This window comes from Endozoicomonas sp. OPT23, assembly GCF_009653635.1.
GTDB lineage: Bacteria > Pseudomonadota > Gammaproteobacteria > Pseudomonadales > Endozoicomonadaceae > Endozoicomonas_A.
Window position 1 is genome coordinate 778,191 of sequence record NZ_PPFD01000002.1, and the last position, 21,983, is coordinate 800,173.

Here is a 21,983-nt window from a genome sequence, read left to right on the forward strand (position 1 = left end):
CGATGCTTATTCAAAATGACTACCCACTCAGAGGTATTTGGTTTTAAATTGACCTTTGAAAGCATTGGTTTTTATTGCACTTTCGTATCGCTATGCATTGAGTCGACTCATACCAGTACTATTTAGAGGTATGGGAAAAAATCGGCAGGAGGTTTGATCTGAATCAACTAAAAATGAGGGTGTCACTGCACCAGAAAGCGATGGCCGCGATTTGCGGCGTCTGTCTTCTGGCTCTGATCAGTGTCGGTTCGTCCCTCTGGTTTGCTGCAGCCACTGAAAATGATGCTGCTGCAATCAACGTCGCAGGCTCTTTACGAATGCAGTCTTGGCGATTGACAGAACAGGTACTGATTCCCGAGTTGGTCAGTGAAGAAGCACTGCTGAAGCTTATTGATGTGTATGACAACAGCATCAATTCAGATTCATTAAGCTGGTTGGTGAGTCGCAATAATGAACTGGGGCATTATTACCGTTCGATTCATGCTGAATGGCAGCAGCAAATGAGGCCCTTGCTTCTGGATCCACAGGGCAGGGAGTTGTTTATCAAGCAGGTTCCCGAATTTGTGGACAACATCGATGTGATGGTAAAAGCGCTTCAGTCAGATTCAGAAAGTAAGCTTAAAAATCTGGTAATAGTGGCTGTTGCTACCCTGCTGGGTATTCTAATTATTGGCTTCTTCAGTATTCGTTTTATTCGTAAGCACCTATTGAACCCGATCAGCGATCTGAGTATGGCTTCAAGGCTTGTCAGTATTGGGCATTTCAGTAACATTGAGCTCCCATATCGACGAAACAATGAAGTTGGCCAGCTGACTCAGGCCTTCAGTGATATGTCTACCGATCTTTCAAGACTTTATGATCACCTTGAAGATCGAGTGGCCGAGAAAACGGAAGCGTTGGCAACGTCTAATCAAGCACTGGAACTTCTTTATACCGCATCCCATCATCTTTCCCGTGCTCCATACGACAGCAGTTTTGTTTCTGCGATGTTGAAGGACTGGCAGTCATTACTAAAACTGGATGGTTGTCATCTTTGTTTGTCTGGTGTCGCTGACAGTTTTCGCCTGCAGAAAATAACGCTGGTTGATGATATTAATCCCTGCCAGTCTGACAGTTGTCAGGATTGTATTCATGGCCGTAAGAATGCACCTGAAGGGCAGCTATTGCAGCAGTTTAACCTTTCTGCCGAGAATCATTATTTTGGTTTTCTTCGTATTACAACTACGGGTTGTCAGGAACTGAGCGAAGAAAGTCAGCGCTGGTTACAGACCTTTGCTGATATATTGGCGACTTCTTTGTACCAAAGCAGTGTTAAAACCCAGCAGCAGCGATTACTGCTGATGGAAGAGAGAGCCGTGATTGCCCGGGAACTTCATGACTCGCTGGCGCAGGCATTGTCCTATCAGAAAATTCAGGTAGTGAGACTGAAAAGAAAGCTGGCTAAAACCGATGTTTATGATGATGCTGCAGGGGTTCTTGATGATCTTCAAAACGGTGTCAGCAGTGCTTATATTCAATTACGTGAGTTGTTAAAAACATTTCGTCTCACTATGGCCGATGGTGATCTGGAAATTGCCCTTAACAATACCATCGACGAATACTGCGAGAGGCAACCTGGCATTGAACTGTCTCTGGATTATCAGCTCCGTTACTGCAAGGTAGAAGCGCATCATCAGATTCATGCGTTGCAGATTGTTCGTGAAGCTTTGACCAATGTGATTAAACATGCCAATGCCAGTAAGGCAGTGGTCAAATGTTTTCAGGAGCCGGATGGCCGAATTGTCATCAGTATTGAGGATAATGGTATAGGTCTGGAGCATGTTAACAGCGTGTCCGGACATTATGGCACCACGATTATGCAGGAAAGAGCTGCCAGTCTGGATGGGCAGCTGAGCTTTAAAAAAGGGACTCTGGGCGGAACAGAAGTGTATCTGGAATTTGAAGCAGCCTGACAGCGAGAATGATAGTGAATAGCATTGCATTACAAGACGAAGACGTAACCAGTATTCTGTTAATCGACGATCATCCTCTGCTTCGCAAAGGCCTGGCTCAACTGCTGGATGAAGAAGATGAACTGTCTGTCGTCGGTGAAGCCAGTAACGGGCAGGCAGGTCTTGACCTGGCTATCAGTCTGGAACCCGATCTGATTCTTCTTGATTTGAACATGAAAGGAATGGATGGGCTGGCAACGTTGAAGGCGATGCGCAGTGCCGGTGTTGCCTCCCGTGTGGTGGCATTGACTGTTTCGGAACACCGTGAAGACGTTGCGGCTATGTTCAAGGCGGGTGTCGATGGTTACCTTTTGAAGGATATGGAGCCGGAAGAACTGCTGGATAAAGTCAGCGAAGCGGCAACCGGAAAGCTGGTTATAGACGACAGGCTCGGTCAGGTTCTGGCACAGGTGTTACGGCCAGAAGAAGACAGTGGTAGTAAGATTGACCTACTGACACCAAAAGAAAAAGAAGTGCTGTTCTTTATTGCAGAAGGCGATGCCAACAAGGTTATTGCACGCAAGATGAATATCAGTGAAGGGACAGTAAAAGTACATGTTAAGCGGGTACTGCGAAAGCTGGATTTCCGCTCCCGGGTGGAAGCGGCAGTTTGGGTGGTTAACCAGAATAGATAGTAATAAACCTGACTGAAGTGGAGTGGTATAACAGTCCGCTATGTACCCAGACGTACGAATTCAGAAGCTGTTTGCCCGCCTGTGGCGGGCAAACAGCAAGTTAATATTCGATTGCGTGTGTTACCACTTACTGGATTATCAAAGGTAAGGCATGAGGGAGGGCCCCTGATTCCAGCTGAATTTGCAGTGGGCCAGTGTTGTTATGGTTCACTGAATTATTTAAACCGGATGGTGGGTTTTCAGGATCAATAAGTGGCATTGCTGGTGTTCCGTTTACAGGCTGAGCTCCGAAAAAGTGATTAGTGCCATCTTGGCTTATAGTTATGGTCCCAGAAGGGAGTTCCTGATCCAACTGATCCGGATTCACTTGATGGAAAAGAGTAGGTGCATCGGCCAGAATTAATTCATGATTAAGGCCATTAGCTCCAGGTTGAATCAGGTGGAAATCCTGCCCTAAGTGCAGAGCAATTAGCTGTAGTACAGCTGGATTTTGGAATTCGTTGTTATCCAGAATTTGTTGGACACTACTAAGAAAATTTGAATTTTCTCCAATAGTATCCAGGAATCTGTTTTCTCTGTCGTTCAGGTTTTGTCTGGCACGTAAACGTTGGATCAGCTCTTTTAACTGAGCTATTAAGCCTTGAGGTGTGATATTCATCTTCAGCATTTCTATGACTGTGTTATAAAGGCACAGCCCGTCTCTATTTGGGACATGAAATTGATAATTTCTACCTTTGAAAAATTGAATCAGTGCTTCCAAACCCGCTTTCTGGTCTGGGCTCAATGAGGAAATATCCAATGACCGGGTAAAGGGGAGGCCGGTTTCTGTATCAGGCGAATAAGCCTCTTCAGCCATTTCAGACATTTCAACGACAACAAAATCCTCGGTGTTTAACTCCAGGTTTTCATATCCGGGTAGCTGCACGAGCCATCTGTTAATGATCTGCTGAGCAGCGGTACTTATACCATTGTGGGTTGCCCATTGCTGAACCCCATCTGCAGCTGGGAGTGTTTCCAGATCCTGTCGAAGTTGGTTGATATATTTCATGGCTTCTTCTTCCGCAGAATCTCCAAATTGCATCCGGAAAGCCCGCTTGATATTTGCCATCAATTGTTTAATTGCCGGTGGGATAACTTTCATCTTTGGACCTGATCCAGACGTAAAACAATAGGCTCCAATGGTGGCTAAGCCGGCCATTGGTAGATTCGCTTCTGCATCGACGAGACATTCGGAAGGATCAGTAGAAAAAGTTGCGAAAACATTATAGGCATAGGCTCCAGCAGCCAGACCGCTGATAATATTAAGAGCTATGTCAGACTTATTGGCATTGGAAGTATGGTTGACCGCAAGTTCTTTTAGCCATGAAATAAATCGAATAACACTTTCAGCGCCATCCTGCCCGGCAGCGAGAAATTTACCGGACATAAACAGTGCAAATCCGATTTCTGCAACCCAGTATGTAGCGGTTTCCATTGTAGAGAGACACTCAGACAGCTCTCCAAACGACAATTTTTGTATCAGTTCAAAAGCAGCATTGGAATCGACAAAGCCATAACAAAATGCAGGTACCATTATTGTTGAAAGAAGGGCAAGGTTGCAGGCTGAATAAGCATGTCCATGTCTGCTATTTTGTGCGAGATCATAGAGTTGCTGCAGATAGAAACTGTTATCGTCCAGCTCACTTTCCTGAAGCGCAATACACTGGTTTCTAAGACGGGATGATGGGCTGTATATTGAAAAAAAATCAGCTGTTCGAGCCAGACATTCTCTGGCCGAGCCTGGCCAGCGGCTTCGGTTTAGCCCCAGAGCATCGGTAAAGCAGCTCATTCGAGCTTGCAGGTGTTCCGGGCCAAGTGTCAGATTCTGTTCAGTGACAACTCGAAGACAGTTGGCAAGCATATTGGTGGCTTCTTCCAGGCGACGTTCGTTATGAAAATTCTGGCCACGAAGTCGGTAACCGAGTTGATCTGCTTTCTCCATAAAAATGGCTAGAAGTGCTGGTCCCAAGGGAAGGGAGAGTGGAATACCTGGTAGGTAAGAATCGATACCCAGCAGGGCAAAGAAAGCTTTAAAACCAAAAATCGCCATTAATACATCAAGAATGGCGGGTGGAGCTGCAACGAGCAGCAAAACTACATCTCTTATACTGAAAAAACCCTGAAACTTAAGGTGGCTGCTACCTGAAACTGCCCGCATATTACTGCTGATTAATGAAACCAGGGTAATAGTGACGGCAAGGCCTAATGCAGTTTCTGCAGTGTAATTCTGATCATCGAATATAAGAATCATCCCGGTCAGGCCGGCAATTCGGTTGATAGAACCAAAGACCGCCGCGTTCAGAAGAAGGAGCGCTCGCAGAGATGTATTATGTTGATATTCTTCTCTCAGGCCGGCAGTAGCACACTCCCTCATAATTTGATTGAATGCTGTTGCAATTGAACTATTATTCCTGATCAGAGCGGCAATCTGACTAGGTTCAATGCCTTCGTTTTGAAGAAGCTGAGCCAGCTCAGGGGGAAGATCCTGAAGAAATGCTAATGCGTTTAAATCCTCCTGTGTAGGGCTCTGGTTTTCCCCTACAAGAGGTTCATATTCCCCATTGGTACTACTAGCACAGATACTCTCCTCTTCATCATCATCTTCATGATGTGCTTTCAGGCAGCGGTATTCCCACGGATTAAGCCAACTGCAAAACCAGTTCCACATGCCCCCAGCCTCTGCAGACTGAGATGTGAGCAACAGAGAGAGCAGGGCAACGACTAAACCCCTTTTATGCACAGCCTATGCCTTCGGAATTGAGTATGGGGAATAGGGTAGTAGCTTTGCTACTACCCGTTAGCTTTTTTTATGGTCGACTAAATTCTTTACTCACAGAAATCCGGCTACCAGCTGTGCAATAGCCAGGACGGTGACTAGCGTTACCCCTGCTCCAGTCATACCTGCACCATCGGTAGCGACAGTTGGTGAAGTTGCAGTCAGACTGTCAGGCAATCCCTGAATGGTGTAGTTATTTGTCGAGTTAGGAAGATTTTCGTCCATATAGGTAATACGAGCCTGAATATGATCGAGCATATGATCAATTTTCGTGTCATAGGCATTGAGAATAGGGGTTGGCATGAAGACCTGAAGCAGTGTCTGGTCCTGAAGACCTGGAGGAATATGAACACCAAGAGTCTTCCAGCGTTGCTGGTCACGGATAATAGCACCACTCTGTTTGAGTTTGGCTGCTTCATCTTTCAGAGATGTTCTGATTCTACTCATATCAAAAGCTCTGCCCGGTGCCCTGTGGTAAGCCCAGCGCTCTGCCAGTTTCTGTGAGAAAGCATTATCTCTGGCCAGTTCAATCCACCATTTGGCAACAGGAAGGCTGTCTTCAGGTGGGTAATCATAACCACAGAGAAACTGCCAGCCATCGGTTTGAAGGGCGCCACACTTTACGGTGTTGCCATAGGCTTCATTGAAGTCCCAGACCGGGCCGGCTTTCAGCTTCGGAGGTGCTTCTCCTTCTTCAGCTCTGTCTTTGTAGAAGTAGGTGCTATGACGGTAGCCATCCGGATTTTTGGAAAGCTCGGTAATAAGGAAGTAATCTGCGAAGGTATCAACGTCAATGTAGTCAGCATAGTTTCCATGATTCAGGGCGGCTTTTTCAAAGTTGTACATGAAATCCTGAATATGCTGCATTTGAGCATCGGTGAGATCCTCTCTGTCCGGGTACACATTAAGGTACTCGGTTCTCATTTTGTAGTTATTGCCATAAGTCTCTGAAGTGATGGTGTTATTTGAGTACCAGCCCTTGCCTGGAATACCGTGTGGGTTGTCGATTGAAATGATGTATCCGCCTTCAAGAGGGTCTTCATCATCTTTGAGTTTATTAATATCAACCCTGTTACTGTCGCGTTTGATTTTCTCTGTAGCGACGTAAATACCGTGATAGGTGTATTTATCCGGATTGGTTTTACTGGTCTGGTCGGTAATAAAGAGTTCGGTTAATTCGGTTCTGGGAGAATAGGCTGCTCCCATTAATGAACTCAATTTATATGAAAAGACATTGCGCAGGTAAGTTCGATCAAGAAACGGGGCTTTAAATATCCAGTCTTCTTCACTGGGCATATCAAAAAGCGGGTTGCTCTGATCCAGATCGACCTTATCACCATTCTCATCCACAATCCCTTTGTTGATATTAACTGTGGCTAAATTCTGCCCTGTTGCGTTGATTGTCTGAAACAGTGTTTGATTATTCTGAAATTCAATACCGAAGCTGTTTTTAGGCCAGGATATGGAAGATGATCCTTGAGTTTCTATGCCTATTAGCTGTGAAAAGGTAAAGTGATCGGAAGTGATAATCCCGTCTGGAGGACGATTGCCTTCAGAGCCTCCATAGATAGCACCAAGGTGGGCAAGTGTTTTGGGCTCGTTAGCAATAAACGAACTGTATGTATTAATAAACGACAGTCGTAAAGTAGTAGTGATGCCGCTTGGGAAGTAGGTATTGAGGTCGTCAGAGTCTACCGAAGTCTCTTTAAAATCAAATGGCATGACGCACTTTCCTCTCTAGGTGAGAATGATCGAAAACAGTTGTATGCAATCGACATAAGTTTCAAGTACTTCAACAACGAAGTGCTTGATTCAGGGCACCGTAAAAATTATGGAAACGACCTGTATCAATTAATCAGGTTGCATTTTGATTCCGCTGATTAAGTGAATGTCATCAGTCGTTTAAAAAGTGTTCAGCCACTAAATGGATCGTTCTGGCTGTAGACCTCGATTCAAAATATGAATATGAATCAAGATGTAGACAGGCTGAATATAGCAGCGCTTTTACACGCTGCTATTACGAATTAGTAATAATAATGGGGGGGAGATACTAGACAAAAATATAAGCAAACATTCTTGTTTATTAATGGTTTTCTTTGGCTGAATTCTGATGTTTATTGTTAAATATTTAAGTTGAATGACTTGGTTGTTTTGTCGAAATGTCTAGTTTAATTGCTTATGGTTAAATTCTTGAGAGATGTACCTTGGGGCAAGGTAAAACTTCCAGATACAGCCTCCGGCAATCACACAAAATTCAATAGCAGATAGAGCTGATACGCACACGAGTCCCCCAATTAAACCGCTATTAGAGCTGCAGTTAGATGAATTGCTGATGTCAGCTGAATAGCTCTCGCTGAACTGGAAGTCAGTGCGGGTGAGTCGTAAGCCGCAAAACGCATTACGAAGAGTGTCTTCGTTGTCAGAAGTGCTGCTTTCGAACCCCCATAGACTGGACGCAGGCACAGGACAGGTGCCGGCCTGAGGAAAACTCTGACTGAAAAATTCGCTTTCAGTTTGAGTAAATACAGGCTTATCCGACTGGCGAATGTCACCAATCAGAATTCCTTTACCACTAAAAGTGGTAGGCGTCGTTTGTATTCTGCTGTCGATGGAGCCTGAAGAGAGTCTGGCTCTCAAGGTTTTACCTTCTGATTGCAGAAATTCGAAACCGGAGTCTTGTGAGTGAGGGTTAACCGACTGCGAGATCATGGCAAAGCCACTGACTTCCGGTGTCGCCTGATTTTCGAGAACGATGCCTTTTCGAAACTGACTGGTGGTCAGAATGTCATTACCAAAGACAATGGTATTGTCATGGATACTTCCGCAACCATTCTTTGTGTGTACGGCTGTTTGCAGAAAAGAGTCGTCAGGAAGCTTACTCAATTGAATCACATTATTACTGACTCTGACATTTTCTGTGAGACCGGAGTCAGTGGTTTTTGCGGTAGCAATGCGAATGCCGTGGCTTGCCCCACGACTTTCAATCCAGTTATAACGGGCAATATGATCAGTATTACCAACAATATTGGTTCTATGGATATCGTTATCAGCATAGATCGCACCATCAAGTTTTAATGGTGTGATAAAACTGCCCCAGCTTACCTTGAACCGGCTTTTTCCATTTGAGTAGATATAGGCTTTAATTTTGTCTCCCTGCTGATTGAAATACAGCTGGTTCTCGGGAGACATATTGCTGTCATCAATCCGGACACCGGTTACGGTACTGCCTTCACCGAGAGAAATCATGCAGTACACAGGATCAGTGCCAATACTGAAATCAGCAGCCCAGCCGAGATCGAAAAAACCACTGACACCATCATTGCCAGCCAGTAAGGATGTACCTGAAGCGAGCTTCAGTGGGCCGGCCAGAGGGTATGGGTTGTCACGCTGGCTGGCAGGAATGATTAACAGTTTTCCGGTATCTGTACTATTAACAAATTCTGTCAGGTTGCTGTTTTCGGGAACCTCTATGACATTGCTGGCGTCATATTGATCACAAAGTATTCTGTGTTCGCTTCCCGGTGAATAGTGTGTGCAATAACTACTGGGCGCGGCTGTTGCTGAGGAATAACAAAGGACACCAATCAGTCCAAGGCAGAACCTGGTTATCGGTGATGTTTTCATGATGTAACTCCAGCGGAGTGTGTGGGAAAAATAATTTAATTAATGTAAGTTCGTATTTGTTTTTTCAGCATAGAAAACATCGTGGTGGTGGCAAGTTTTAAGTTGTTAGAAAAGTTGCTGTAAGCGTCAGCTGAATGAGCAGTGTGTGACTGCTAAAACTGGAACTATGGTTATTTAAATAATGTTCTGATGTTTGAAATTTTGTACTAAGAAACAAGGTGTGATTTCTGGTGCAAAAGGTAAAGTATGAAAAGGCTTTTACGCTTGATGGTTTTAACAAGCGCATTGATCCCCTCTCTGATAATGGCTGCTACTAATAGCAGCAAAGTGACAGATAAAGTCCCACCTTCAAATCCTGAGCGGCCTGTTGTTGATTTGAAGAACTCTCATCAGAAAAATAGCGAATCCATACCTGGGCGATCTGGAGAGAAAGGTTCGACCAGAGGCACTAGGAATGTTGAGCGGAAGGGTGATTTGGCTCCTTCTGCGTATCACCAGGAAAAGTCTGCTGCTCCCAAGAAGGAAAAAGGAGCAACGACAGTCAAAGTCACGGCAGACAAAAATGTACATCCAGGCAGTCTCCCTGAAGACAGTACGCAAGAGACGCATGAGCCTGTCGTCAGTGTTGATGCGGCAGAACAAGTATTCAACCTTGAACAATATAAGGCAGTTACAGGCAATGAATTAGGTCGAAAACTGGACGCAACATTAAGCAATGAAGCCAGTAAACCTTGGTTTAACTACTACACCAGAGCTACTCAATCGCTGAACCATTACGAATCGGCTATATATAATGCGATTGTTTATAGAGTTCCGGTTGTTCTTGGCAGTTTCGTACTGAACCTGATGTGGCAACGTGCAGCTGAGGGGAAGACGAATTTAAAATGGGCGGCGGCTGTTCCGGTGGGAGTAGCAATTGCTGAAACAGGGATGGATGCCGGTTATGTGTACTGGCCAGACAATATTCAGCGGTTTGAACCTGACACCGCTAAAGCGTTGGCTGCCGGAGCAACTGCGATCGTAAGCCTTGGTGGTGCTGTTACACCTGCCTTTGGGTCATACTGCAGTGCTTGCAGAGGTCCTCGTGGAAGGTACTCCATTTTAAGATTTTTTGCCGGACTTACGGGTGGTTCCAGTAACGTTTTCTGGACCGTAATGGGTTTGCTGCACACGCCGGTTGCTACAGATATTTTGAAGGACAAACCCTCAAAACTTGTGAGGGCCTTGATTGAAATCGGCAAAGTTGATGGTTCTGTCAGTCTGATTGCGCCTGAAGATACGTCTGACCCTCTGCTGAAGTTTGTTGCTGACCACAAAAGGAATGAAACGGCTGTCTATAAATATTTCGAACCAGAAGATAACCCCTGCCTTGTGTATAAAGATAGAAGTGACAGGACAGGCTACAAGGAGTCATGTGAGTTTGCAGACAGGGTAGAAGGGCTCTATCAAAGTCAAACTGTTTCAGGGAAAGGTGGCAGAAAGGTTGAGTTGTTAGCTTCTGATTACGGACTACTGTTTGAGAAAGTTACGACACCAAAGCATCTGACCAGAGAGCTGATTCTGAAGGCACTTAAGGAGCCTGCCGCATATCTTGAGGCCAGTGATTTGATTAATACCTATGAAACCCCGGATGATTTAAGAAATGATAAATTTGAGTACATGGTAGTTACCATCAGTGAGGATCGTAAAATTATTCATATTGGTTTACAGGTGCTGAGTGAGGATGATGAGCAAAGCTGGTGGGGATTTGTTCAATCAAAATTAGTTGATCCGTTGGGTAGTTCGTCCTCTCATGTGACAGCCAGTATCTCACTGCCAGCTAAAGCTGATCTGAACGGCATGGCAGGTGTGCTACTGGACATGTTTGGTGATGAAACCACTAACCATGTCCTTCTGATGAAGGTGAGCGAACTGGAGCCTCGTAATGAGGGGGCAGACTCTCTGGAAGGCCCGCGAGTTGAACTCTAGATTTTTTGTCATGATTCCGGGCTGCGTTTCCATTATGGAATATGGGAATGCAGCCCATGGAATGATACTGCTTTTTGATATGAATCAATGAGATGACATTTACTGTTTCTGGATAGTTTATTTGTTCGGAATTCACGCAGATTTCGATATAATCCTGCCCGTATTCATCCATAAGTGGTGACTATTAAAAACCTTATAAATCATAGGTATTTAAAGGCATAGAGCTGGAATCAAATTCAGCCTCGTTACTCCGGAAAAGCTACTCCGGAAAAGATACCCGGAATAAGATTATAAAAGGAACATCATTTGCTCGAGGTTGCGCAGCTTAGATGTGAGCGGGATGATCGGGTCCTGTTCTCCGAACTCTCCATGAAACTGTCGTCAGGTGAACTCTTACAGATTGAGGGTGCCAATGGCTCCGGTAAAACGACGCTGCTTAGAATCCTTGCCGGTCTATCCGGTGATTTTCACGGCAATATTTTCTGGAAAGAAAAGAAACTCTCGAGCATGTACGCAGACTTCCGTCTGTCTACTTTCTATTTTGGTCATAAACCTGCGGTAAAAGGGGAGCTGACTCCTGTTGAAAACATCCGCTGGCGAGCCAGTCTCCGCAATGAAGCACCTTCTGAACATAGTATTCTTGATGCCCTTGAGCAGGTAAACCTAGCCGGTTTTGAAGATGTAGCTTGCGGTCACCTCTCGGCAGGTCAGCACCGCCGGGTTGCTTTGGCAGACCTGTCCATTTCAGCTTCACCACTCTGGATTCTTGATGAACCTTTTACGGCTATCGACGTATATGGCGTCGCCTGGCTGGAATCTGTTCTGGCAAAGCATGTGGCTTCAGGTGGCATGGTCATTATTACCAGCCACCAGAGTCTGTCGGAGATTTCCGGTTCTGTCCGAAAAGTAAAGCTGGATGACTTTGCCGGTGGCTCACTCGAAGAAGACTACGATGATGAAATGGATTCAGGAGCCTTCTTATGAGTACTGCCCATAATAAAGTGCTCCAGGCTAAAGACGTACGACAACTGGAAGGCCGCAAGGCGATGATGGCGTTGATTCGCCGAGACCTGAGACTGGCGTTCCGAACACCGGGTCAGAGTTTGAATCCAGTTGCCTTCTACCTGATGGTCGCCAGCCTGTTTCCTCTGGGTATTGCACCGGAAAGAGAGACGCTTTCACAGCTTGCAGGCGGCATTGTCTGGATTGGCGCTCTGCTGGCGGTACTGCTTTCTCTGGATTCCCTGTTTAAAGGAGACAACGACGATGGTTCTCTGGACCAGTTACTGTTGTCGCCACACCCACTACCACTGCTGGTGCTTGGCAAGATTATCGCTCACTGGCTGACGACGGGCGTCGCTCTTATTGTGATGGCACCAATTCTGGCACTGATGCTTCATCTTCCAGAGCAGGCATTTCCGGCATTGATGGCTAGTCTGTTACTGGGTACGCCTCTGATGAGTCTGGCGGGCGGCATAGGTGCAGCCCTGACCGTAAGAGTTCAGAGAGGAGGCGTGCTGCTGACATTGCTGTCACTGCCTCTGTATATTCCGGTGCTGATTTTTGGTACCGGAGCCGTACAGTCAGCGGTGGACGGAATGGGTTATTCTGGTCATCTGCTATGGCTGGGGGCATTTCTGGTAATGGGGCTGTGTCTGGCGCCTATTGCTATTGCTGCATCACTGCGTATTGTGGTGGACGGCTAATGGTTTGCTGGTAAACATAGCGACAAATAGCAGCGATAGAAAACAGTAGCGATAGAAAAGAGTACAGCAGAAAAAGCAGTGGGGATCGACAGAACCTGAAACTGCAAACTCTCAGCAATTTGGTATGCGGATATAAATAAAGACGATGAACTGGACCTTTTTTCACAAGCTGGGCTCGCCCAAGTGGTTTTATGAGATCAGTGGCAAATGGCTGCCCTGGCTGGCCATTCTTGCCGCACTGATGATGGCAACAGGTTTAACCTGGGGGCTGCTGTTCACGCCGCCGGATTATCTTCAGGGCAACAGTTATCGCATTATTTTCCTGCATGTACCGACGGCATTTCTGGCTTCAGCTATTTATGTGAGCATGGCCATTGCTGGTGCAGTGACTCTGATCTGGCGTATCAAGCTGGCGGATATGGCGCTTAAGTGCATGGCGCCAATTGGTACTTCTTTCTGCTTTCTGGCACTGCTGACCGGTGCTATCTGGGGTAAGCCAACCTGGGGCACCTGGTGGGTATGGGATGCCCGTCTGACCTCGATGCTTATTCTGCTGTTTTTGTACTTTGGCGTGATTGCCCTGCGCGGCGCTATTCGCAGTGCAACGACACAGGCTCGTGCCTGCGCCATTCTGACCCTGGTAGGCGTGGTCAATATTCCCATTATTAAATTCTCCGTGCAGTGGTGGAACACCTTGCACCAAGGTTCAACTTTGAAGCTGACTGAAAAGCCCAGCATGGCACCGGAAATGCTCTGGCCACTGCTGATCTCCATTGCGGCTTTCTACCTGTTTTTTACCGTTGTCCTGATCATTCGTCTGAGAACCGAGATACTGGACCGTGAACGCCGAACCAAATGGGTTCGAAATGCCGTAGAAGCCGGGGCGAGGAGCTGAAACCATGTATTTTGAGAACTTCGCCAGTCTGGTAGATATGGGTGGTCACGGCATTTATGTATGGCCAACTTACGCTCTGGGTCTGCTGGTTATTCTGTACAACATCGTTTCTCCGATGATGGCCAGAAAGAAAATCGTCACCCAGATTCGTCGTCAGGCAAAGGCGGCGAATAATCGTAAGAAGCCAGCAAGCAGTGACACAGGTAGAAAAGTTAACAGCCATGAGCAATTTTCAGCGAATGGTCAACAGCAGGCGAGCACAACAGAAAGCTCCCGCACAGTGAATGAGGGAGAGTGAGAGTGAATCCGGTCCGAAAACAACGATTATTATTGATTCTACTGCTGATCGCCGGTGTCGGCGTGGCAGTAGCTTTGGCACTTTTTGCCCTGAAAGAGAACATTAACCACTATTATTCACCAGCACAGATTGTTAGTGGTGAAGCACCCATTGGCCAGAAAATTCGTGGTGGTGGTGTTGTGGTTCCAGGTTCCCTGAAGCGTGACCCTAATGGTCTGACGGTTACCTTCAATGTCAGTGACGGAGAAGGTGAAGTAGAAGTTGAGTACACCGGCATCCTGCCAGACCTGTTCCGCGAAGGTCAGGGCATTGTAGGTACCGGTAAGCTGGACGAGAAGCGTCGTTTTATCGCTGAAGAGCTGCTGGCCAAGCATGATGAAAACTACATGCCGCCGGAAGTACAGCATGCTATCGACAAGGCTCACAAGCCTGGTGCGAATGCGGAAGGAGCTCAGTAATGAATCCCGAACTGGGGCTATTTGCCCTGATCCTGGCCACCTGTCTGGCCTTGTTGCAGAGTGTAGTGCCCCTGGTGGGCAGCTACACCGGACGTCTGCGCTGGATGAATGCCGGCCGATCGCTGGCAACCGGTCAGTTTATCTTTACCCTGCTGTCATTCAGTTGTCTTGTTTATGCCTTCCTGGCTGATGACTTTACCGTTAAATACGTTGCCAGTAACTCCAACTCCCTGTTGCCTGCTATCTATAAAGTGACAGCGACCTGGGGTGGCCATGAAGGTTCCCTGCTACTGTGGATTCTGACCCTGACCGGTTGGGGGCAGGTCGTTGCCATGCGCAGTGGCAAGCTGCCACCGGAACTGTCTGCCCGGGTACTTTCAGTACTGGGTATGGTCAGCGTTGGTTTCCTGCTGTTTATTCTCTTAACGTCCAACCCATTTGAACGACTGCTGCCGTTTCCTCCCCAGGACGGTGCTGACCTGAATCCGCTGCTGCAGGATCTGGGTATGATCGTTCATCCACCGATGCTCTACATGGGCTACGTGGGTTTTGCGGTTGCTTTTGCCTTTGCTATTGCCGCGCTTATGGGCGGTCAGCTTGACAGTGCCTGGGCTCGCTGGGCGCGTCCATGGACAACGGTTGCCTGGGCATTTCTGACCGCCGGTATCGCTCTGGGTAGCTGGTGGGCTTACTATGAACTTGGCTGGGGCGGCTGGTGGTTTTGGGATCCGGTAGAGAATGCTTCCCTGATGCCATGGCTGGCTGGTACTGCTTTGATGCACTCATTGGCAGTGACTGAAAAACGTGGTTTGTTCAAGAGCTGGACACTGTTGCTGGCGATTGCCACTTTCTCTTTGAGCCTGTTCGGTACGTTCCTGGTTCGTTCCGGTGTACTGACATCAGTTCATGCATTTGCCAGTGACCCGATGCGCGGTCTGTTTGTACTGGGCTACCTGATGCTGGTTGTGGGTGCTTCCCTGACTCTGTTTGCCTTCAAGGCACCAGAAATACGCAGCAAGATCACCTTCAACCTGTTGTCTCGTGAAACTCTGTTGCTGGTGAACAATGTTCTGCTGATTACCAGTTGTGCCACTGTGCTACTGGGTACTATGTTCCCGCTGTTGGTGGACGCTCTGGATCTGGGCATGGTTTCCGTAGGTCCTCCTTACTTCAATATGCTCTTTGTCCCTATGGCCCTGATGCTGGCTTTTGCTTTGGGCATTGGCATCATGCTGAACTGGAAGAAAGGCACAGTTTCCTGGCTGGTACAACAGCTGCGCTGGGTGTTTGTGGTTTCTGCTCTTGGTGGTCTGGCCTTCGGCTTTATGTACGGTGACAGCTTTGTTATCAGTGAAGCGCTGGGCATAGGCATGGTGTTCTGGATTGTTCTGGTCATTCTGAAAGACATCTACAACAAGACCCGAAACGCTAACGGTCTGTTTGCTGGTCTGAAGAAGCTTAAGCCTTCGTACTACGGTATGCAGCTGGCACACTTTGGTCTTGCGGTTACTTTTGTTGGTGCGGCCATGAGTGGTGGTTACAGCGAACAGAAAGACCTGCGAATGAATCCGGGTGATATCGCTGAACTGGGTGAATACGCTTTCCGTTTTGATGGTGTTGAACAGGAACATGGCCCTAACTATATGGCCAATGCTGGCACACTGACAGTATTCAAAAATCAGGAAAAGGTCGCAACTCTGCATCCTGAAAAGCGTGTTTATGCGGTTCAGGGCATGCCCATGACCGAAGCCGGTATTGATGCCGGTCTGACGCGCGACCTATACGTTGCTCTGGGTGAACCTCTGGGTGATGATGCCTGGGCAGTGCGTCTGCACATTAAACCCTTTGTGCGTTTCCTCTGGCTCGGTGCAATCTTTATGGCGCTGGGTGGTTTGCTGGCAGTCTCTGACAAACGCTATCGTGTGCGTCTGAAGAAGAAAGCTGCAAATAAGGCAGCTGTCGCTAAAGGTAAAGCAAGAAAAGGGAAAACTGCAGTGGCTGGAGGTCGTGCATGAGTAATGACAAGACGGTTAAGAAAAGCCGCCTGAAACTCTTTTTGCCTTTAGCGTTCTTCCTGACCTTCTGCATTCTGTTGTACGTAGGATTGTTTCTGGAAGACAAGAAGGAACTGCCTTCTGCTTTGCTGAATGATCCGGTGCCTGAATTCAGTCTGCCAAAGCTGAAACAGCCCAATGAAATCGTTACTCAGGAAACCCTCAAAGGGCAGGTGTATCTGCTCAATGTCTGGGGCTCCTGGTGTCCGGCCTGTAAAGTTGAACACCCTTATCTGGTCAAACTGGCCAAAAGAGGCGTTCGCATTATCGGCCTGAGCTACAAGGATGAAGACGCAGATGCTTTGCGCTGGCTGCAACGTCTGGAAGATCCGTACACCTTCAATATTGTTGATAAAGACGGTCGATTGGGGGTTGATCTGGGTGTTTACGGTGCGCCGGAAACTTTCCTTGTGGATAAGAAAGGTATCATCCGTTACAAGCACGTAGGCATTGTTGATCAGCGGGTTTGGGTGGAAGTTTTAAAACCTAAATACGGTCAGCTGCAGAAGGAGGTTTTGTAATGGGATCTTTTTTAGTCAGGGCACTGGCTGCGTTTGCAGCCGTGTTCATGTTATCCACAGCCCAGGCTGCGGTGATTGAGAACTATCAGTTCGATGATACCGTTCAGCAGGAACAGTTCTTTCGTCTGAACAATGAACTGCGCTGTCCTCAATGTCAGAACCAGTCTATCGCTGACTCTAACGCACCGATTGCACAGGACCTCCGTCGTGAGGTGCATCGCATGATTGTGGAAGAGAAAGCAGACGACGACACTATTGTTCAGTTTATGCTGGATCGTTACGGTGACTTTGTACTCTACAAGCCCAGAATGAGTGCTAAAACCGCTGCTCTCTGGTTTGGCCCGGTCATTTTGTTGTTGATTGGCCTGTTTGTTCTCTTTGGTCTGGTGCGTAAGCATCGCCCGGCGGCTAAGGATGAGGAACTGGATAAGGAAGACAGGGCAGAGCTCGATAAGATTCTGGGTGGAAAAGACTGATGACTCAATTCTGGATAATTGCCCTCGTTCTGGTGCTGGTTTGTGCGGCACTGATCGTGTTCCCTTTTGTGGGCAGAAGCCGTCAGGCTGAAGAAGCAGAAGCGAACAGTGTTTCCGACCATGAATCCAACGTGGCTTACTTCCGCGAACAGGAAGCGGAGATTCGTCATCAGCAGGAACAGGGTCTGATTACTAAAGACGACGCTGATCTGATCTGTGCCGAACTGGAAAAGAAGCTGCTGAACGACGTTGCTGACAGAGAGAAAAGCGCAGCACTGAATACCAAAGGCAGCCCGATGCTGGGCTGGGCTATGGCATTGATAGTGCCTGTTCTGGCAGTTCCGGTGTATATGCATTTGGGTTCACAGACCGAAATGGATGTTTCCAAACTGGTTATGGATCCGAATGCTACACACTTTCAAATGATTCGTTCTCTGGAAGAGTGGACCGAGAAGAAGCCGGATAATGCTCAAGCCTGGTTTATGCTGGGCAGTCGTTATATGGCGGTGCGTCAGCATGCTAATGCTGTGGATGCATTCAGTAACCTGTATAACCTTGAGAAAGGTAGTCCGCAGGCTGCGGCAGAACTGGCACAAGCTGAGTTTCTGGCCGCTGGCAATAACGTTACCAAGCGGGTTCGCAACCTTTATGAAGAGTCTCTGAGTAAAGATGAAGACAATGCCACGGCTCTGGGTTTGAAAGGCATTGATGCTTTTGGTCAGGCTGACTATCAGGAAGCGGTTAGTGCCTGGACTCAGGCGATGGCCATGGAAAATGACCCGTCTACACGACAGTCATTGGCTGCTGGCATCAGTCGTGCCAAAAGCTTTCTTGGTGAAGCGGTTGCCGAGATTCGTGTTCAGGTAGAGTTAGCGCCAGAGCTGAAAGATCTGCCCGGTAATACCCGTGTGATGGTTTTTGCCCGTCAGCCAGGTGTTCGTGCGCCGGTTGCAGCTATTCCCCTGCGTGTTGCTGACCTGCCAAGGGAAGTGGTACTGGACGACAGCTCTGCCATGATTATGGGCGGAACCCTGTCCGGCATTGAAAGTCTGGATGTGATCGCTCGTATCACTCTCACTGGCGACGCAACCAGTGCAGATTACGAAGCGGAAGTAAAAGACGTTAAAGTGACCGGTGCTGGTCCGATTCAATTGAAGATTGCGCCTGCCAGTTGATATGTTCTGAATTTAGCAGGCGTCGGAAGGCGCCTGCTGTTAATGTGTTACTTTCTTTTCATGAATATTTTCAGCTTTCTGGATTTATTTGTAGAGAATAGTTACATACGGTTTGTTTTACTTACTGTAATAGATCTTTTTTTAATTCTGCAGGCAGTAGAGAAAGGATTACACACGAGGTATTGGATCACCCTCCTCCAGCCCCCCCATGCGGCTCATGAGTTTGTCAACTGAGCACGCTGCATCCTTCCTGGATATTTTGTAGTCATCGTTTAGTTGCTTATAGATCAATTTCTCAAGAGGGTGCCTGGATGAATGAAGGTACCCAACCAGGTCATCACTTAACAACTGCAGGTCCTCGCCGACTTTCTTCAGGTCTCTTTCACGCCTTCGGAACACTCCCGTGGCTGGGATGCCGTTATAACTTCGATCTGGATCCATGAAACTATCTTTGATAACAAGCAGCTGTGCTTGCAGATCAACCAGTTGTTTTTGAAGAGTAATTAGTTCGCAGGCTTCATTTCTTGTTTTTCCAGCGACTAAATCATTCATGGTGTTTTCAAGCTTAAGCTGCATGACATCCAATACTAAATATTGCTTTATATACTCAGCAGTCTGCTCACTGGTAACGAAATCATCTTCGAGCCAGGCATTTACGTTCGACCATGCACTCTTTACTGCCGGTAAGATCATTTCATTAAGAACTGCGCCCAGCATGAATAGGCTTGGCACATTTGCAGCATTTCCAAACGTCCCATATACATTGGCTTTTCCTACCCCTTGAATAGCCCCTCCGGAAACATCTGTAGAAAAATGCCCTGACAGTAGCGCACTTGTATGAGCCTGTTGAACAAAGCTTACACAGTTCGAACCATGAATAATGTAATTACAGCCCATTGTTTCATCAAAATCACAGGCATCCTGAGTTCTATCCAAATATTTATTCAGCGATGTAAGCTGAAACTCATCAAGCTCGTTGACTTGCTTGGGGTAACTCCAGTCGAGCATGTGTACATTCGTGTCATAGGTACATAGTTCATTCGCTAAACGCCCCTGACTATAAAGAGTCAAAGAAGCACCTAAGCTCGAACTACCTGCTGTAGGGTAGAAGCCAATAACACGATCAGTGCCTTCAATATGGTCTTCTACTCGTAAAAAAGCGTGTCCAGGATCAAGATAAGTTGTCAGGGTTGCTGCAGACTTGATATCACGTTTAGAGATGTTTTTATGATTCCTCGAATAACTCTCTTTATGGTATTCATCGCCTCTGGGCTTGAGCCGACACCATTCATTTTCGTATTTGGTTTTTCGAACTTTTTGGTTGTTTTTTGAACTTTCCAGAGAAGAATCAGAAGTGGTTTGGTCAGACGTTAGTGGTTGGGTGGACGACGATTTTCTCCCTGCTGAACCAGAACTGTCCATTTTTCCTCCCTCCTCAATAACCGTTTTTTGACAGTTATTAACTAAAGCGATTCACTAATTAATTAGCTAGTTCCCTTTCTCTTTTGATTTTAGGAGTCCATCAGGCTGAAATCCAATATTTGGTATGATTGCCAGCCCGGTTTGCAGAATTACGCCTGTTGTATCAATAGGCGTAATTCTGCTCAGTTAGAGTATTAAAACTGAAAGTGATAGCCTTGCTTTGAAACAAAAGGCGCTCTGAAATCCTCGCCAATAAAGTAATGAACACCCTGTTTGGCATCGACGACTATCTTGTAACAACCCCAGCCACCACCAAAGTCAGAACAGTATTCGTTATTCTCTACTTTCCACTGTCCCTCTGAAGGTTTTTTGTCACCTTCGCCTGCCCAGAGTGTCAGGCCGGATTCAGAAAAGTACTGAACTGTTTTCTTCTGATAATGCACGCCATTGATGGTGTTGCCATTCAGAAGTTGTTTTATTTCTGAAGAGTTCAGTTCCACCTCTGCAGCGAAACTGTTGATGGAAACAGCAGCAAGCAAAGTGGCAAGAGCAGGAAGTAATTTCATTATGGTACCCGGCAGTATTCTGTCTGTGTGGAACAGACAGTTACGCTGAGTAAGAAGCTTTGGATTCAGCTGGCTGGAGTTATCTGCTATGAAGAACAACCTGCTTAAGGTGCATTTTTTCTGGCATGCAAATTTGCGCTGATACCGATGACATTGGCAGCCGCAGGTTCAATAGACAAAGTTGCAAAGTGGCTGTCATCCACATTTTCATCAACACCTTCCCCCGTCACTCTTGAGTGAATACTCAGGCAGTTTTCCCTGTTCGCTGGCAGGTTATTGATCAACAGTTCCAGTGTGGTGCCATTGTCAAAATCAATCAGGATACTGTCTTTGACCTCCAGTATGACCTTCTGGCCATTCTGATCCAGAGTGTAGAGCTGGTGCGACATAGGTCACCTCTGCTTAATTAGAATGATGAATCATTATAGAAGGTTATGTCGTAAGCAAAGATCAGCCGTTGAAGGCTGATCTTAATGATTGAGTAACAGACGGATTTAAAGCCCCAGAGTCTGTTTTAACTGCTGTTTTATGTCTGATACAGATGCGCCATCAACAAAACTCAGGGACAGGTAACTGTCACCTCGGAATGCACGATCGACTTCAGCCAGAACATGAACAACACCAGGGCGAGCCACGAAAGACAGTTCTACTTCATTCAATGTCGTCAGCCAGCCTTCCGGACGGTATTCCAGCTCTTGATAGCAACCAATCGTAGACTGGAAGCCATTACCTCTCAGGCCACCATGCTCGATATCAGCTTTAACCATTCTAAGACCGCAGCGTTCCATAGCTTCAAGGCAGTTCATCATGGTAGGTGTTGGCGTAATTACCAGTGGATCTGTGTCGCTTGGATCAATAGCTAGATCAACTTCCAGTCCGGTTTCCAGCCAGACCTGACTCTGGTTGTCGCGACAGGGCAGGTGAGTAATGGGCGTTTCGGAGTGAAGCTGCAGTTCCATAGGAATCTCATGACGGTCACCCGGCTTCAAGACCAGCTTGTCTTCAATAGACCAGCTTTGCAGAACCTGATTGCGGTAAGCTTCACCGTTATCCGTTTGGTATTTGGTCTGGGCCATCAGGTTCAGTTGCAGGCCTGAGACTTCCTGTTCAGCGTCACCCGCTTTTATCACGACTGTGACAGACAGTACGCCACCAGGTTGCACCTGCTGGCTGTTAACAATAGTGTCTACTTCAGCGCCACCAATACCAACGGAAGCCAGTAACTTTTTAAACATTAATACTCCAACTCACTCAATGAATAAATAAGTCATTCAGACAAGGGTGTCGACTGACTTCAGTAACCTGTTTTCAGGTGGATGCTAACAGAAAGCCATGCAGTGAGGCATACGTCGACGGTCAATCAATGACTGGGAAATAAC

19 protein-coding genes are annotated in these 21,983 nt (G+C 46.9%); 12 read left to right on the forward strand and 7 right to left on the reverse strand.

The features are described 5' to 3' along the window. Positions 1 to 173 precede the first annotated feature (173 nt). On the forward strand, positions 174 to 1,952 hold the full coding sequence (locus EOPP23_RS05360; protein WP_153764909.1) for a type IV pili methyl-accepting chemotaxis transducer N-terminal domain-containing protein: 1,779 nt from the start codon (positions 174 to 176) through the stop codon (positions 1,950 to 1,952). Positions 1,953 to 1,966: 14 nt separating this feature from the next. Beyond that, positions 1,967 to 2,626 carry a two-component system response regulator NarL gene (gene narL / locus EOPP23_RS05365; RefSeq protein ID WP_370514643.1) on the forward strand — a complete coding sequence of 220 codons (660 nt, stop codon included), beginning with the start codon at positions 1,967 to 1,969 and terminating at the stop codon, positions 2,624 to 2,626. Positions 2,627 to 2,753: 127 nt separating this feature from the next. Here narL and EOPP23_RS05370 read toward each other — a convergent pair whose 3' ends face one another. The 3 genes from EOPP23_RS05370 to EOPP23_RS05380 form a co-directional block, all read right to left on the reverse strand. After that, positions 2,754 to 5,333, reverse strand: a complete 2,580-nt coding sequence (locus tag EOPP23_RS05370) for a hypothetical protein (protein ID WP_153764911.1) — start codon at positions 5,331 to 5,333, stop codon at positions 2,754 to 2,756. Positions 5,334 to 5,495: 162 nt separating this feature from the next. Further along, a complete protein-coding gene (locus tag EOPP23_RS05375; RefSeq protein WP_153764912.1) occupies positions 5,496 to 7,163 on the reverse strand; it encodes a CotH kinase family protein in 1,668 nt (555 codons plus the stop codon). 441 nt (positions 7,164 to 7,604) lie between these two features. Beyond that, the gene (locus EOPP23_RS05380; protein WP_153764913.1) at positions 7,605 to 9,065 is read right to left on the reverse strand and encodes a hypothetical protein; all 1,461 of its coding nucleotides are present in this window, start codon (positions 9,063 to 9,065) and stop codon (positions 7,605 to 7,607) included. Between the two features lie 246 nt (positions 9,066 to 9,311). On the opposite strand from EOPP23_RS05380, the gene EOPP23_RS05385 reads away from it, so the two are divergent. The 10 genes from EOPP23_RS05385 to ccmI all read left to right on the forward strand — a co-directional run bounded on the left by EOPP23_RS05385 (position 9,312) and on the right by ccmI (position 18,616). Further along, positions 9,312 to 11,033, forward strand: coding sequence for a hypothetical protein (locus tag EOPP23_RS05385; RefSeq protein WP_153764914.1), 1,722 nt, complete (start codon positions 9,312 to 9,314; stop codon positions 11,031 to 11,033). A 306-nt stretch (positions 11,034 to 11,339) separates the two neighbouring features. Further along, a complete protein-coding gene (gene ccmA / locus EOPP23_RS05390; RefSeq protein ID WP_153764915.1) occupies positions 11,340 to 12,017 on the forward strand; it encodes a cytochrome c biogenesis heme-transporting ATPase CcmA in 678 nt (225 codons plus the stop codon). 62 nt (positions 12,018 to 12,079) lie between these two features. Further along, entirely contained in the window at positions 12,080 to 12,739 is a 660-nt protein-coding gene (gene ccmB, locus EOPP23_RS05395; RefSeq protein WP_153765039.1) for a heme exporter protein CcmB, read from the forward strand. Positions 12,740 to 12,884: 145 nt separating this feature from the next. Then, on the forward strand, positions 12,885 to 13,634 hold the full coding sequence (locus tag EOPP23_RS05400) for a heme ABC transporter permease (RefSeq protein ID WP_153764916.1): 750 nt from the start codon (positions 12,885 to 12,887) through the stop codon (positions 13,632 to 13,634). Between the two features lie 4 nt (positions 13,635 to 13,638). After that, on the forward strand, positions 13,639 to 13,932 hold the full coding sequence (ccmD, locus tag EOPP23_RS05405; protein WP_153764917.1) for a heme exporter protein CcmD: 294 nt from the start codon (positions 13,639 to 13,641) through the stop codon (positions 13,930 to 13,932). Between the two features lie 2 nt (positions 13,933 to 13,934). Then, entirely contained in the window at positions 13,935 to 14,390 is a 456-nt protein-coding gene (gene ccmE, locus EOPP23_RS05410) for a cytochrome c maturation protein CcmE (protein WP_370514645.1), read from the forward strand. Beyond that, the gene (locus EOPP23_RS05415; RefSeq protein WP_153764918.1) at positions 14,390 to 16,405 is read left to right on the forward strand and encodes a heme lyase CcmF/NrfE family subunit; all 2,016 of its coding nucleotides are present in this window, start codon (positions 14,390 to 14,392) and stop codon (positions 16,403 to 16,405) included. The genes ccmE and EOPP23_RS05415 overlap by 1 nt, the downstream gene beginning before the upstream one ends. After that, positions 16,402 to 16,965 (forward strand): DsbE family thiol:disulfide interchange protein, encoded by a 564-nt coding sequence (locus EOPP23_RS05420; RefSeq protein ID WP_153764919.1) that lies wholly within the window; start codon positions 16,402 to 16,404, stop codon positions 16,963 to 16,965. The genes EOPP23_RS05415 and EOPP23_RS05420 overlap by 4 nt, the downstream gene beginning before the upstream one ends. Continuing rightward, positions 16,965 to 17,441 (forward strand): cytochrome c-type biogenesis protein, encoded by a 477-nt coding sequence (locus EOPP23_RS05425; RefSeq protein ID WP_228550566.1) that lies wholly within the window; start codon positions 16,965 to 16,967, stop codon positions 17,439 to 17,441. Before EOPP23_RS05420 ends, EOPP23_RS05425 begins: the two co-directional genes overlap by 1 nt. Continuing rightward, entirely contained in the window at positions 17,441 to 18,616 is a 1,176-nt protein-coding gene (ccmI, locus tag EOPP23_RS05430; RefSeq protein WP_153764920.1) for a c-type cytochrome biogenesis protein CcmI, read from the forward strand. The genes EOPP23_RS05425 and ccmI overlap by 1 nt, the downstream gene beginning before the upstream one ends. Before the next feature lie 168 nt (positions 18,617 to 18,784). Here the strand turns inward: ccmI and EOPP23_RS05435 are convergent, their stop codons facing one another. The 4 genes from EOPP23_RS05435 to EOPP23_RS05450 form a co-directional block, all read right to left on the reverse strand. Beyond that, entirely contained in the window at positions 18,785 to 20,038 is a 1,254-nt protein-coding gene (locus tag EOPP23_RS05435) for a hypothetical protein (protein WP_153764921.1), read from the reverse strand. A 194-nt stretch (positions 20,039 to 20,232) separates the two neighbouring features. Continuing rightward, complete coding sequence (locus EOPP23_RS05440) at positions 20,233 to 20,604, reverse strand: hypothetical protein (RefSeq protein WP_153764922.1); 372 nt, start codon at positions 20,602 to 20,604, stop codon at positions 20,233 to 20,235. Between the two features lie 104 nt (positions 20,605 to 20,708). Continuing rightward, positions 20,709 to 20,993, reverse strand: coding sequence for a hypothetical protein (locus EOPP23_RS05445; protein ID WP_153764923.1), 285 nt, complete (start codon positions 20,991 to 20,993; stop codon positions 20,709 to 20,711). A gap of 105 nt (positions 20,994 to 21,098) precedes the next feature. Next, the gene (locus tag EOPP23_RS05450; protein ID WP_153764924.1) at positions 21,099 to 21,839 is read right to left on the reverse strand and encodes a sporulation protein; all 741 of its coding nucleotides are present in this window, start codon (positions 21,837 to 21,839) and stop codon (positions 21,099 to 21,101) included. Between the last annotated feature and the right edge of the window lie 144 nt (positions 21,840 to 21,983).

What these genes read in the sequence shown, in the direction of transcription:
- EOPP23_RS05360 (WP_153764909.1), top strand. Translation starts at nt 174, where the DNA reads ATGAGGGTGTCACTGCACCAGAAAGCGATGGCCGCGATTTGCGGCGTC.
- EOPP23_RS05370 (WP_153764911.1), bottom strand. Translation starts at nt 5,333, where the DNA reads ATGTGGAACTGGTTTTGCAGTTGGCTTAATCCGTGGGAATACCGCTGC.
- EOPP23_RS05375 (WP_153764912.1), bottom strand. Translation starts at nt 7,163, where the DNA reads ATGCCATTTGATTTTAAAGAGACTTCGGTAGACTCTGACGACCTCAAT.
- EOPP23_RS05380 (WP_153764913.1), bottom strand. Translation starts at nt 9,065, where the DNA reads ATGAAAACATCACCGATAACCAGGTTCTGCCTTGGACTGATTGGTGTC.
- EOPP23_RS05385 (WP_153764914.1), top strand. Translation starts at nt 9,312, where the DNA reads ATGAAAAGGCTTTTACGCTTGATGGTTTTAACAAGCGCATTGATCCCC.
- ccmB (WP_153765039.1), top strand. Translation starts at nt 12,080, where the DNA reads ATGATGGCGTTGATTCGCCGAGACCTGAGACTGGCGTTCCGAACACCG.
- EOPP23_RS05400 (WP_153764916.1), top strand. Translation starts at nt 12,885, where the DNA reads ATGAACTGGACCTTTTTTCACAAGCTGGGCTCGCCCAAGTGGTTTTAT.
- ccmD (WP_153764917.1), top strand. Translation starts at nt 13,639, where the DNA reads ATGTATTTTGAGAACTTCGCCAGTCTGGTAGATATGGGTGGTCACGGC.
- EOPP23_RS05415 (WP_153764918.1), top strand. Translation starts at nt 14,390, where the DNA reads ATGAATCCCGAACTGGGGCTATTTGCCCTGATCCTGGCCACCTGTCTG.
- EOPP23_RS05420 (WP_153764919.1), top strand. Translation starts at nt 16,402, where the DNA reads ATGAGTAATGACAAGACGGTTAAGAAAAGCCGCCTGAAACTCTTTTTG.
- EOPP23_RS05425 (WP_228550566.1), top strand. Translation starts at nt 16,965, where the DNA reads ATGGGATCTTTTTTAGTCAGGGCACTGGCTGCGTTTGCAGCCGTGTTC.
- ccmI (WP_153764920.1), top strand. Translation starts at nt 17,441, where the DNA reads ATGACTCAATTCTGGATAATTGCCCTCGTTCTGGTGCTGGTTTGTGCG.
- EOPP23_RS05435 (WP_153764921.1), bottom strand. Translation starts at nt 20,038, where the DNA reads ATGGACAGTTCTGGTTCAGCAGGGAGAAAATCGTCGTCCACCCAACCA.
- EOPP23_RS05440 (WP_153764922.1), bottom strand. Translation starts at nt 20,604, where the DNA reads ATGAAATTACTTCCTGCTCTTGCCACTTTGCTTGCTGCTGTTTCCATC.
- EOPP23_RS05445 (WP_153764923.1), bottom strand. Translation starts at nt 20,993, where the DNA reads ATGTCGCACCAGCTCTACACTCTGGATCAGAATGGCCAGAAGGTCATA.
- EOPP23_RS05450 (WP_153764924.1), bottom strand. Translation starts at nt 21,839, where the DNA reads ATGTTTAAAAAGTTACTGGCTTCCGTTGGTATTGGTGGCGCTGAAGTA.